Origin of the sequence: Paenibacillus sp. S28, from assembly GCF_016624415.1 — a bacterium.
GTDB classification, from domain to species: Bacteria; Bacillota; Bacilli; order Paenibacillales; family Paenibacillaceae; genus Paenibacillus_AQ; species Paenibacillus_AQ favisporus.
This window is the reverse complement of record NZ_JACVTM010000010.1, coordinates 1-12511: the sequence shown is the minus strand read 5'-3', so window position 1 is coordinate 12511 and position 12511 is coordinate 1. Positions and strand designations below refer to the sequence as shown.

At 53.2% G+C, this 12511-nt stretch carries 14 protein-coding genes; 2 read left to right on the top strand and 12 right to left on the bottom strand.

The window, feature by feature from the left end:
* Positions 1 to 18 precede the first annotated feature (18 nt).
* Positions 19 to 816, bottom strand: a complete 798-nt coding sequence (locus IAE55_RS22100; RefSeq protein WP_200633912.1) for a TrmH family RNA methyltransferase — start codon at positions 814 to 816, stop codon at positions 19 to 21.
* Between the two features lie 80 nt (positions 817 to 896).
* A complete protein-coding gene (locus IAE55_RS22095; RefSeq protein ID WP_076175169.1) occupies positions 897 to 1559 on the bottom strand; it encodes a potassium channel family protein in 663 nt (220 codons plus the stop codon).
* A 217-nt stretch (positions 1560 to 1776) separates the two neighbouring features.
* On the opposite strand from IAE55_RS22095, the gene IAE55_RS22090 reads away from it, so the two are divergent.
* Positions 1777 to 2010, top strand: a complete 234-nt coding sequence (locus IAE55_RS22090) for a small acid-soluble spore protein SspI (RefSeq protein WP_076175171.1) — start codon at positions 1777 to 1779, stop codon at positions 2008 to 2010.
* A gap of 93 nt (positions 2011 to 2103) precedes the next feature.
* Here IAE55_RS22090 and IAE55_RS22085 read toward each other — a convergent pair whose 3' ends face one another.
* The 3 genes from IAE55_RS22085 to IAE55_RS22075 form a co-directional block, all read right to left on the bottom strand.
* The gene (locus IAE55_RS22085; RefSeq protein ID WP_105442011.1) at positions 2104 to 3687 is read right to left on the bottom strand and encodes a peptide chain release factor 3; all 1584 of its coding nucleotides are present in this window, start codon (positions 3685 to 3687) and stop codon (positions 2104 to 2106) included.
* 147 nt (positions 3688 to 3834) lie between these two features.
* Complete coding sequence (gene zwf, locus IAE55_RS22080) at positions 3835 to 5385, bottom strand: glucose-6-phosphate dehydrogenase (protein WP_105442010.1); 1551 nt, start codon at positions 5383 to 5385, stop codon at positions 3835 to 3837.
* Between the two features lie 168 nt (positions 5386 to 5553).
* Entirely contained in the window at positions 5554 to 6318 is a 765-nt protein-coding gene (locus IAE55_RS22075) for a YwmB family TATA-box binding protein (RefSeq protein WP_200633911.1), read from the bottom strand.
* Between the two features lie 175 nt (positions 6319 to 6493).
* Between IAE55_RS22075 and IAE55_RS22070 the strand changes: the two genes are divergently transcribed.
* Positions 6494 to 6826, top strand: a complete 333-nt coding sequence (locus tag IAE55_RS22070; protein ID WP_105442008.1) for a hypothetical protein — start codon at positions 6494 to 6496, stop codon at positions 6824 to 6826.
* A 94-nt stretch (positions 6827 to 6920) separates the two neighbouring features.
* On the opposite strand, the gene IAE55_RS22065 is transcribed toward IAE55_RS22070, so the two are convergent.
* From IAE55_RS22065 to IAE55_RS22035, 7 genes are all read right to left on the bottom strand, one after another.
* On the bottom strand, positions 6921 to 7568 hold the full coding sequence (locus tag IAE55_RS22065; RefSeq protein ID WP_076175243.1) for a response regulator transcription factor: 648 nt from the start codon (positions 7566 to 7568) through the stop codon (positions 6921 to 6923).
* The gene (locus tag IAE55_RS22060) at positions 7549 to 8631 is read right to left on the bottom strand and encodes a sensor histidine kinase (RefSeq protein WP_145160943.1); all 1083 of its coding nucleotides are present in this window, start codon (positions 8629 to 8631) and stop codon (positions 7549 to 7551) included. The genes IAE55_RS22065 and IAE55_RS22060 overlap by 20 nt, the downstream gene beginning before the upstream one ends.
* 15 nt (positions 8632 to 8646) lie before the next feature.
* Positions 8647 to 9294, bottom strand: coding sequence for a cell wall-active antibiotics response protein LiaF (liaF, locus tag IAE55_RS22055; RefSeq protein WP_076175183.1), 648 nt, complete (start codon positions 9292 to 9294; stop codon positions 8647 to 8649).
* A gap of 173 nt (positions 9295 to 9467) precedes the next feature.
* Positions 9468 to 10172 (bottom strand): PspA/IM30 family protein, encoded by a 705-nt coding sequence (locus IAE55_RS22050; RefSeq protein ID WP_200633910.1) that lies wholly within the window; start codon positions 10170 to 10172, stop codon positions 9468 to 9470.
* A 3-nt stretch (positions 10173 to 10175) separates the two neighbouring features.
* Complete coding sequence (locus tag IAE55_RS22045) at positions 10176 to 10664, bottom strand: PspC domain-containing protein (RefSeq protein ID WP_145026286.1); 489 nt, start codon at positions 10662 to 10664, stop codon at positions 10176 to 10178.
* A gap of 4 nt (positions 10665 to 10668) precedes the next feature.
* Positions 10669 to 11343 (bottom strand): PspA/IM30 family protein, encoded by a 675-nt coding sequence (locus IAE55_RS22040; RefSeq protein WP_076175189.1) that lies wholly within the window; start codon positions 11341 to 11343, stop codon positions 10669 to 10671.
* 78 nt (positions 11344 to 11421) lie between these two features.
* A complete protein-coding gene (locus tag IAE55_RS22035; RefSeq protein WP_076175192.1) occupies positions 11422 to 11727 on the bottom strand; it encodes a LiaF transmembrane domain-containing protein in 306 nt (101 codons plus the stop codon).
* Positions 11728 to 12511 lie beyond the last annotated feature (784 nt).

The following is a 12511-nucleotide window of genomic DNA, read 5'->3' as shown; positions in this document are numbered from 1 at the left end:
ATTCACGAACAGGCAGGTTCAAGCAAAATGCCGCTGCCGCATCGCCTCGAACAGCATCAGCGTCGAAGCCATCGCCACGTTCAACGACTCAGCCTGCCCCCGCATCGGAATGATGAGCGCGTCATCCACCAGCTGCTGCGCCTGCTCTGACACCCCTTTGGCTTCGTTGCCGACGAGCAGCCAGCAGGAGCCCTGCCGGAAATCGTAGCTGTAGCACGTGTCCTGCGCCTGCAGGCTGGTGCTGATCACCCGCGCGCCGCTCCGCTTCGCCTCCGGCAGGATCTCCATCAAATCTCCCTCCACTACGGGTAAATGGAACAGCGACCCCATGGTCGAGCGGATCGTCTTCGGATTGTACAGGTCGGCCGACCCGCGCCCCAGAATGACCCCGTCCGCCCCAGCCGCATCGGCACTGCGGATGATCGTCCCGACATTGCCGGGGTCCTGCACGCCGTCCAGGACGATGACCAAGCTGCCCTCCCGGCTCATCAGGGCGTCAAGCCCTGCCGCGGACTTGGGCTTCCGGGCAACGGCAAAAACCGGCTGCGGCGTTTTCGTATCCGTACACTTCGCGATTACCGCAGGCGATACGCCGATCCACTCCGCAGATTCCCCGCCAGCCAGATGGGCAAGCTCGGACGGAACCCCCTGCTCCAGGTCAAAAGCGACGCACTCCAGGTCTGCCCCGGCCGTCAGCGCCTCCTGCACGAGATGAATGCCCTCGATGATATATTTATGCTGCTTGTCCCGGTGCTTCTTCTCGAGCAGCTGTGCCCATTCCTTGACCCGGGGATTTTGCGGTGAAATGATGTCCATCCTTAACCGTCCTTCTCATGATTCATATCTGCCAAACTGCTCCTCTGCCCCAGCACGAGGTTCTCGCGCTGAGGATCGGATCATTTCGGATAAGCCAGCTCCAACTTGGTCAAATCGCTTTTTTCGCCAACGATAACGAGTACATCGTCTTCGCTCAGCGGGGCGTCGGCATACGGCGAAATATCCATCTTCGTGCCGTGCTTGATCGCCATGACGTTGCAGCCGAAGCGGGCGCGAATGTCGAGCTCCCTCAAGTTTTTGCCGACCATGTCCTGCGAAGCCTTTAATTCCAAAATGCTGTAGTCTTCGGAAATTTCGATGTAATCCAAAATATTCGGCGAAGTGAGATGGTGGGCGACCCGCATACCCATATCCCGCTCCGGAAAAATCACTTTATCGGCGCCGATCTTTTGCAAAACCTTGCCGTGCAGTTCATTTTGCGCTTTGACGATAATCGTTCCGACCCCAAGATCCTTCAGGATGAGCGTCGTCAAAATACTGGATTGGATGTCTTCGCCGATGGCGACAACCACCACGTCAAAATTGCGGATGCCCAGGGCACGAAGCGCCTCTTCATCCGTTGAATCCGCTGATACGGCATGCGTAACCATATTTGATACCGCCTGGGTGCGCTGTTCATCCGAATCGATGGCAAGCACGTCAAACCCCATCTCGCTCAGTGTGTTTGCAACACTGGAGCCAAAGCGCCCCATACCGATGACGGCGTACTGCTTTTTCGCCATATGTTAACCTCCACTACTATAAGAAGTCTATCCTGATTATTATATCACAGCGGGTGAGAAACTTGAATTTTGCCACCCGCCTCGGGGCACATTACTAAAGAATATCATTACAATTCAGACTGAGCCCTGGGAAGCAGAACTGCGTCCGCACGTTATATGGAAGCGGGCAGCTCTGATGTGAAGGGTTCAAACTTTTTATCCTGGAGGGAAAACGATCATGTCAATTCTTCTCGACCTGCGCCAAGCTATTGTCCATAAGGTCCATGATTCCAATGAAGCCGAGCTTCGTGAAATGATTGAAGGATCCGTCGACGGTCCGGAGCAGGCGCTCCCCGGCTTGGGAGCGATCTTTGAGATGATGTGGAAAAATATCGACACGAAGCAGCAGAACGAGCTTGTCCATGTGGCTCATGAGCACCTCAAGACGATTAAGCCGGGGCCATTGACTTAACAAAGACGCTGGTGCTTTTACCGCAATGACAAATACCCCTCCGCTGGGAAACAGCGGAGGGGTATTTCCTATATTACAGAAGCTTCAGCAGACTTAAGGAGCGGTCTCCAAAAACTTCGCGGTCGGATTTTTTTCCATCGCGGTCCGCATCGCATATTCGTTTTCGAACAGTACGACATAGTTGCCCTTCTTATCCTTCACCAGCGTCGAGTTGATGCGGAATTTGCTCGGATCGATCTGGTCGTCCACGATCCAGCGGGCGAACTGGTACGGCATCCGCTGCAGCTGCACATCCACGCCGTACTCGCCTTTCATCCGGTATTCGAATACTTCGAACTGCAGCTGGCCGACAACGCCGAGAATCGTATCGTCGAAGCTGACTGTATGGAACACCTGAATGGTCCCTTCCTCCGTCAGCTGGTCGATGCCCTTCTGGTACTGCTTGTGCTTCAGGGCATTCTTGACCGTCACCTTCGAGAAAATCTCCGGCGAGAACGTCGGCAGCTCGTCAAAGACGATTTCGCTGCCTTGGCTCAGCGAGTCGCCGATCCGGAAAATGCCCGGGTCAAACAGCCCGATGATATCGCCAGGATACGCCTCATCGACGATGTCGCGGTCCTGTGCCAGGAACTGCTGCGGCTGCGACAGCTTGATGTCCTTGCCGACCCGCACATGCTTGACGGTCATGCCGCGCTGGAACTTGCCGGACACGATCCGCATGAAGGCGATGCGGTCCCGGTGCGCCGGGTTCATGTTCGCCTGGATTTTGAAAATGTATCCCGAGAACTTCTCGTTCGTCGGCTCGATCAACCCAGCCGTGCTGCGGCGCGGCTCCGGCGGCGGGGCCAGCTGCAGGAAGTTCTCCAGGAACGTCTGCACCCCGAAGTTGTTGATCGCACTGCCGAAGAACAGCGGCGTCAGTTCGCCCTTCTGTACCTTTTCCAGGTCAAATTGGTCCCCCGCCACGTCCAGCAGCTCCAGGTCCTGGCACAGCTGATCATGCAGGTAATCCCCCGCCATTTCACGGATAACCGGGTCGTTGTAGTCCTCCACCTTCTGTACCTGAATGGTCGAATGGTCGTTCCCCTGGAACAGCTCGACCTGATTCTTCATGCGGTCGTAGACACCGCACAGCTCGCGTCCGGTCCCGATCGGCCAGTTCATCGGCACGGAGCGGATGCCAAGCACCTGCTCCAGCTCCTCCATCAGGTCGAACGGACTCCGGCCTTCCCGGTCGAGCTTGTTAATAAACGTAAAAATCGGAATGCCCCGCTTCGCGCAAACCTGGAACAGCTTGATCGTCTGGGCCTCGACCCCTTTGGCCACGTCGATCAGCATGACGGCGCTGTCGGCAGCGGTCAGCGTACGGTACGTATCTTCACTGAAGTCCTGGTGACCTGGGGTGTCCAGAATGTTGATCCGGTGTCCGTTATAATCGAACTGCATCACCGACGAAGTAACCGAAATCCCCCGCTGCTTCTCGATTTCCATCCAGTCACTGGTCGCGTGCTTGCTCGCTTTGCGCGCTTTGACCGTACCGGCCAGCCGGATCGCGCCGCCGAACAGGAGCAGCTTTTCCGTTAATGTCGTTTTACCTGCGTCCGGGTGGGAGATAATCGCGAACGTCCGGCGCTTCTCCACTTCCTGCTGCAGCGTATCATCTATCGCTTTGCTCATTTCACTATTCCCTTCATCACTAAAGTCATGTCTATTATTGTATCACATTCTCTACGCAAATCACCCCCATGCAGAGGCTGCATGAGGATGATTTCATTTCAGGCTATGTCTTTAGTGAAACACAAGGCAAGCACCGGCACAACGGTTTTATTTGCCAATCTGCCACACGACGTTGTCCTCTTCCTGGCCGTTCACCGGCCACCAGTGGAAACCGTCCGCTTTCAGCAGTTCGTCCGTTTCCTTCGGTCCCCAGGACCCTGCAGGATAATAAGAGATATCGCCCTGATTTTGCGCCCAGGCTTCGGCGATTTTATCGACGAAGGACCAGGCCGACGCCACTTCATCCCAGCGGGTGAAATACGTCGATTCGCCGCGGGCTGCATCATGCAGCAGGCGCTCATACGCTTCAGGCGAGTTGATGCCGACCATACAGCTCTGGCAGAAGTCCATCGCAAGCGGCTCGATTTCATTTTCGGAGCCCGGCTTCTTCGCGTTGATCTTTACGTAGATGCCTTCCATCGGGTTCACCCGGATGACCAGCAGGTTCGGTTCGAGCTTGTATTTTTTACCCAAATACACGTTGTTCGGCATGCTCTTGAATTCCACGACGATTTCCGTCGTTTTGACCGGAAGGCGTTTGCCTGTCCGGATATAGAACGGTACGCCCGCCCAGCGGAAATTATCCACGAACAGCCGCGCCGCAAAATACGTTTCCGTATTGGAGTTCGGGTCGACCTTGTCCTCCTCACGATAGGCCGGCAGGTCTTTACCTCGGGCAGAGCCCTTGATGTACTGGCCGCGGATGACGTTCTTCTTCACTTCTTCCGCTGTCTCGTAAGGCCGGAGCGAACGGAGCACCTTCACCTTCTCGTCGCGGATGTCCTCCGGCAGCAGGCGGCTAGGCGGCTCCATCGCGATCATCGTCAGCATCTGCAGCATATGGTTTTGTCCCATATCGCGGAGTGCGCCGGCATGGTCGTAGTACCCTCCGCGCTCTTCAACACCGACGGTTTCGCTCAGCGTAATCTGAACGTTGGAAATGTGCTTGTTGTTCCACAGCGGCTCGAAAAACGCGTTGGCGAACCGGATGACTTCGATATTCTGCACCATTTCCTTGCCCAGGTAGTGGTCGATCCGGTAAATTTCTTCTTCTTTAAAGACCTGCCGAATCTGTTCGTTCAGCTCTTCAGCCGATTTCAGATCGTAGCCGAACGGCTTCTCGATGACGAGGCGGTTCCAGCCTTCGGCATCCAGCATGCCGCCCTTTTGCAGGTTAAACGATACGCTGCCGAACAGCTCCGGTGCCAGGGCCAGGTAGAACAGGCGGTTGCCCGGAATGCCGAACTGCTTCTCCAGCTTCACCGTCTGTTCGTTTAGTTCACGGAATCCGTCGACGTTGTTGATATCGAGTGACTTATATTCAAAATGCTGCGCAAACGTCTTCCAATTGTCGTTGTCCTCCGCCTTGTAACGGCAAAATTCCTGAATCGACTGGAAGATGTCCTCACGGAACTCCTCCTGGGTACGCGGACGCCGCGCGACGCCGATGACCGCAAAATCCTCGGCTAATTTACCTTCACGGTACAAACTATAAATGGCAGGAAACAGTTTGCGTTTGGCCAAATCCCCGGTTGCCCCGAAAATAAAAAATACAGCACCAGGTGTTTTGAGTGCTTCAAGATTTTGATTTTCAGTCATGGCTCCTCATTCTTTCTATGTCGTATTTTGGTCTCTTCAAAATCCCGATTTTACACCATAATTTGGTGGCATAAAATGATTGATGTCATTTTAGCACATTCATCAGCATGATGCTATCCGTTTAACTTGGTGGTAAATCAAAAATTTCTTTCTGCGTGCTGGGCAGGTCTAATACTCAATCGTAATGACCGGAAGCCCGATCGTCACCCGGCTGCTGCCGGTCGATTGATCCTCATGGACTGCCACCTGCATGTTCAGAACCTTCCCTCCACTTTGGATGCCGGACCGCAATGAAGGCACCTCGTAAGCGTTGCTGACCGTAGTCGCATCCTCGTAGGATTCTGCTTTTGTCGCCGCCATATTTCTGAAAATGCCATCCTCTACCGCTTTCATGGTCGATCCGGCAGGATGCTCCCCTTTAACCGTTCCCTGCAAAGAAGCATTCCATTCAGCATCGATGCCGTTTTCGTGCAATGCCTGTCCGTATTCCGACTGGAGTTCAGTCAAGGCGCTCAGCTGCTCATCACCAGCCGCCTCCAATTGAATAATAATATAACTGCGATCCTCTGAAATCTCCTGCCAGTTAAACCGCACGTTAACGCCATTTTTCGTATCCACGACCCGGTACGTCAAGTGACCGCCTTCCGTCAGCTGCTGTACTCCCGGCAGATTCAGCGATTGGGACAGCCCCTCGGCCGCCTCGTACGCATCCTGATTACCGCTCGCTTCCCAGTCTCCCTGCCACTTCACAACCAGACGCTGTGGCACGTCTACCACTTCATTTCCCAGCTTCAAGAGGGTGCGCAATTCTTCCGGATCCTGATTGGACGGCGCCGACGTCTGATTCGCGCTGTACCACAAATACCCCATCCATACCAAAGCCGCTACACATACCGCCAAACCTAAACCTGCCCATCTCCGGACTGCCATCATCCCTCATACATCCCTTCACCAGGAAATCTATCAATCTACTAAAAGGATGTCCGTTTCCGGGGCGATTATACCTAAAACCGCTCGATAGGCGAAATTGGGTGAATGACCATAGCCGCGTCCATAGGCCATGAATACACTGGTTAATAAAAATGATGAGGGAGGTTCGCATACTTCCATGATCCCTATTTACCCATTAACAGAGGAAAATATTCGGCAGCACTGCGGCAAAATGGTCGCCGCCTGTATGTATGACGGCAGAGTATATACCGGAAAGCTGACCGAGTGCAAAGACGGCCATATTATTCTGAACGGGCCGGAAGGCACTCAGCTGCACGGCGCCAAAGTAAAGGGCGGCCATAAAAAACGCGCAAAGGGGCCTGTAGCCAAAGCTCCGGAAAAAGCCACCGTCCGCGCCTTCTATCCTTATTATCCGTATGGCTATGGATTCGGCTTTGGAGCTGGCCTGGCGCTGAGTCTGGCCACCCTCGGGCTGCTGTTTTTGATTTAGCGGTCTTCAAAACTTACACATTCTGATCTCAAAAAAAGCCCCTAGAAGCTATCCGCTCCTCAGGGGCTTTTCCTCTGCTATGGATTCAATCCAACTATTCCGCCAGACCGTTCTTATAGGCGTAGATCGCCGCCTGCGTGCGGTCGTCTACGCCCAGTTTCGCCAGGATGTTCGTCACATGGAACTTGACCGTTTTGATTCCAATGATGAGGTCATCGGCGATTTCCTGGTTGGACTTGCCCTGCGCCAATAGGCGGAGCACATCCATTTCGCGGTCGGTCAGCTCCTTGTGCGCCGGGGCCTCCACCTCCGGATGGCGGAACCGGTTCATCATCTTGGAGGCGACCTGCGATTCCAATACCGATTGACCGCGCGCTGCGGCACGGATGGCGTCGGCGATTTCGCTTGCGCGCGACGTCTTCAGCAGGTAGCTGAATGCACCGGCCTCGATAACCGGGTACATTTTCTCGTCGTCCAAATAGCTTGTCAGCACGATCACCTTGCAGTCCGGGTACAGCTTCAGCAGCTGCCGCGTCGCCTCAATTCCGTCCATGCCCTCCATCACCAGGTCCATCAGGACGACGTCGGGTTTGTATTCCCGGGCAAGGCGGATACCTTCCTCCCCGCTGCCTGCCTCGCCGACGACTTCGATGCCGTCCTCAGTCCCCAGCACAGCCGCCAGACCGATCCGCACCATCTCGTGGTCATCGACGAGCAGCACTTTAATCATGGGTGTTTCCATTTCCAAGATCCTCACTCCCTGCTTTGTCTTCAGATACAATCGGCACGGTAATTTCGATTCGCGTACCCTTGCCGGGCGCCGTAATGATCTGGATCGATCCGCCGATTTCGTTGACGCGTTCCTGCATATTTGAAAGGCCGTAGGAGGCCTGTTTTGTCTCGTTTAGTTCAAAGCCCTGGCCGTCGTCACGCAGCATGACCCAGACCGTGTCTTTCTTTTGGTGAATCCGGATTTCCATCTTATCCGCTTTGGCATGCCGGAGCGTGTTAGACATCGCCTCCTGGATGATGCGGAACAGATGGTTTTCGATTCCTTTTACCAGGTGGATGCCTTTGTCCATTTCAAACACGATTTCCATCGGGACCTTCACTTTGAGCTCTTTGACCAGCTCGCCGAGGCCTTGCTCCAGCGGCTTGCCTTCCAAATAGACCGGCCGGAGATGCAGCAGCAGCGCCCTCATTTCCGACTGGGCCACAGCGGCCATCTCTTCAATGAGCGCCACCTGGCGCTGGGCCTTGTCAAAATCCTTCTCAAGCGTCCTCCCCACGGCCGTCGCCGTCATCGATATCGCAAACAGCTGCTGGGATACCGCATCATGCAGCTCCCGTGCCAGACGCTGGCGCTCCTCTACGATCGCCGATATCCGCGCCTGCTCGGCCAGCTGGGCATTGTTCGTGGACAAGCGCTGAAGGGAGTTCACCTGCTCCTCCCACTTTTTGCTGATGCGCCCAAGCTGCTCGCCAAGGCGCCCGACCTCGTCGCTGCCAAGCTCCGGTACGGAGCGGGCGACGTTCCCTTTTTCCCAAGAGAGCAGCGTTTCCCGCAGCCGTTCCAGCTTCATTTTTACCCGATAGCTCTGATAGAACCCGAAGATAGCTCCCAGACCGATCGGAACCAGGATCAGCGTAGCACCGGCCTGCAGCGTTTTTTGCCAAGAATCAAACGGGGCCAAATAACCATATGTATAAAGCACGTAAAAAATGATCAGGAGCATAACAAAAGAAAGAAGGGCCCCCTCGCCCATGCTCCGGGAGACCATATTAGCCGGTTTTCGGGTTTTCATCAGGGAACCCTCCTCCTATGACAGATCAATATCAACATCTCCTACCAGGTAGGAAATATGGAATTTAACTTTGTATTCGCTGGTCTCATAATTAGGGGATTTCCAGTTCAAACGGTTCATCAACCCGTTATCCCGGTGCCCTCTGAAATCGATCGCCCCGAACAGGACGAACACTTCAAGCTCCACCCCGTAATACTCCGGAATTTTGATGTCCGTATCCCCCATGATGCCTTGAAACATCATCACCGTACGGTGTTCCTCGGGGATCGCAAGCGACAAATCCAGATCGGCTTCGTTGATAACATGCCAGACGCTCTGGCTTCTCATAGCCCAAGGGACCTGGTCCCAATTGTAATGCCCCGAAAATCCCTGCTTCTGCAGGTACCCGTCCCGGTTCTGCACCTTCCTTGCCTTTACAAAAAACCATCCCAGGGAGATCAGCGCAATCCCCAGCACGATCAGCAAATGATCAATCAGCAGCAGGATGGCTCCGACCGCCACGAGACGGTAGCCTCTCTTCACTTTTCCGCCGCGAATCGTATAAATTCCCATAAGAATGAATAAGAGGGCGACGATGGTAAAAAAGCCGACCCACCTGCCGAAGAGCATGAGGAGGCCGATCCCGATGAGAATCAGCGCAATGAAGCGATTTCTTTTTTCCATGCCGCACCTCCTTATGATGTCTTGGTTTATCGGAAAAGTAAGACCGGAAAAGCCATAGGGTTGTGACGGGCACACTCCTTATGGCTTCACCGGGATCCAGGAAGATGTGAATGAGGTCTCGCGCCCTTATTCCATTCTTCCTAGCATATCATATTGTCCGCAGAATTGAATACTTATTCTTTATTCGATTTGGAAGGAGCGGCAGCCGTCGGGTTCAGCTTGCTTTTCAGCGCGCTGAGCTGTTCTTCCACCTTCAGCTGCTTCTCCGCATCGACCGGGCTGGTGAAAGCGGATGTTTCCGGACGGTAAGGGGCACGCATTACATCAGCTTCAGCTTCCAGTTGCATGATCTTTTCTTCCATGCGATGGAATCCAAGGGACGCGCTGCCGCTTTCGATCGTATGCAGGCTGCTGATTTGAGACATTTGCTTTTTGGCTTTCGCCATTTGTGCACGGGCTACAAGCTCATTGCGCTTGTTGCGCATTTTGTAGAACTCGTCTTTCATGTCATGGAGCTGCTGCACCAGTTCTTTGGCTTGCGCCTCGGATTGAGCGTGCAGTTCTTGGTACTCGGACAGTTTTTGGTCAAAATAAATCTTTTCCTCGAGCAGCTTGCGCGCTACTTCTTCCTGGCCGTTACGAAGTGCCAGTTCAGCTTGAGCCTCACGTTGGCCGGCCATCTTCACGGCTTCTTCCACGCGCTGCTTCATGCGGCGTTCATTGGCCATTTGCTTCGCTACTGTAACTTCCGCGTCATGGATTTCTGCCTCCATATCGCGCAGATACTGGTTCAGCATAATTACCGGATCTTCAACTTTATCCAATACCTCGTTCACCGATGCTTTCGTCATATCCTTAATTCTTTTAAATACTCCCATGTTTTACACTTCTCCCTTCTCGTACTTAGATAATTTTTTTTTCAATTCCTCAAGCTCTTTCTTCATGGCTTTCTTCTCAATATCTTCCATCATGGCGTCCAGGTCGGATGCGGAAGAGCTGTATCCGCCCGGTCTGCCTCCGCCGTATGGCGAACCGTTGTATTTGGCTCTAGGGTCAAAAGATTGGGCACCATAAGCGCCGTTGCCTTGCTGACCATTGCCGTAGTAGCTGCCGGACCCCATACTATTGCCGTAGTATCCGCCCCCAGCTACCCCCGGCCCCGGTCCATATGGATTAAAAGGTGTCGTTGGTTCTTTAGGGATGACCAAAGCCGCGATAAAGTAGATGAACAGCGTGGTCCCGCCGGTAAATGGGATACTGATCAAGAACAGGATCCGCAGCAGCGTGGAATCGATGCCCAAGGTATCGGACAAACCGCCGCACAAACCGGTGACCATTTTATCGCGGGTCGATCGGTATAGCTTGCTCATGACGTTACTCCTTTCCGCTGTTGTTCAGCTTTTCCTTCAGGCGGGCCAGCTCCCTTTCCAGCACGCTGGATACTGTTCCGCTGGCTTGCTCGAACAGTTCCTGACCACCACGGCGCAGGTCGCGCAGACTGCGTGCTTCAAATTCCCAATCGGAAATGCGATCTTCCAGACGGTTGAACATCTTGGGAACATCCTGTCCGCCAAAACCTTCCATGCGCTGATTCATCCGCTGCTGAAGTCTGAGGGTTTCCATCCGTGCCGCGTAGTATTGACGTTTGCTGTACACGGTTTGGTACTCCAATTTCAGGTCGTTCAGTTGATTTTCCAGCTCGGTGAGCGACTGGCGGGTTGTATCCAGCAGTCCTCCGTATTGCTCGAGCTTTTCTTCATAGATGATTTTTTCCTGCAGTGCGAGCTTGGCTAGATGATCCTCGCCGGCCTTCAGAGCCAGCAGCGCCTGCTCCTCACGCTTTTCCTTCATGTTGGATGCCTGATCCACTTGCTGCTTCAGCTGTCTCACATGAGCGGAGTACTGCTGAACGAGCTTCTCGGCTTCCATAATATCGTCACGCGTTGATGCCAAAAACTGATCGATCAACCGTACCGGGTCCTGACTTTGTTCCAAACGTTCATTTAATGTCGCTACGGTGATATCCCGTACCCTGCGAAATACGCTCATCTGTTCTTGCTCCCTCCTTATAAGCTGTGATCGCCTATTCGTTTGATTGTATTTATTGAAGGTAATTCTTTGTTACCGTTACATCCACTTCGACGACTTCTTACCTTTCAGCAGCATAATCCCGAACACTACCAGGGCAATTCCCAGCAGCGGTCCGATGATCCAGGACAGCTTCGCCAGAAGTCCCATGACACCGAATGCGAGGATAATCGTACCGATGACCACCTTACCTCTGCGAATTCCATAATAGCCGAGCACGATCATCAGGATCGGGAAGATCAATCCGATCAGCCTGCCAAATAATGGAGCGAATACTCCCAGGAGCATCAGTGCTCCGATTGCGATCAATACGATCGCCCAACCAGAAGTTTTATTTGTTCTCATGCATTGTCACCGCCTTTCGTTTGTATCAACCTTATGACTCTATTTTAGGTTCAATCCGGGTTTTCCAAAACGGACCCCAGACGGTTTTTAATCCTAGACCTAAGTCGGGGGAAGGCTCGGACCTTAGACGAAGCAAGCTTTTTCTGCATGTAACGCGGCAGCCACATCCTCCACTGGCAGCTCCAATAGTCCGCTAATAAAACATGAACGACACGCTTTGGGAACTTTAATGAGCAGTTTACTTATACAATGCTTGGATAGGAATCGTTGGAGGCTCTGAACAAGGGATTTAGCACTTAGCTAAAGAAACATTGAGCCTGTTTAGCCCGGGTAAAGCCGGCTGGAATGGTTTATCAACTTTAAACAAGGATGGGGAAAACGTTCAAAGGGAGTAATGGTAGAACGAACGGATTGATCTGAGGATCTTGTTCAAGGCTGTTGTACACCCTCTTACCCCCATCTTACGAGGGCACGTCATATAAAGAGAACATCTATGTAGATAGGACCTACATAAAACAACATGATACGAATTAAACGCCCTATAGCCATACAAATAAACGCAATACGAATTAAAATGGCCACCCTTCTGCGGGATATCATCAGGTGGCTGATTGGAAGGAGGAGTGCAATATAATGGGAGGAGAGACTAACGAACGACGAACGATGGCTCGGTTTATAATGTTAGTCTATACAAGAAAAAGCCTTGGAAAGATATCCAAGGCTTTTCTCTATGATGCCGGTGAAGGGACTCGAACCCCCACGGTTTCCCTCACGATTTTGAGTC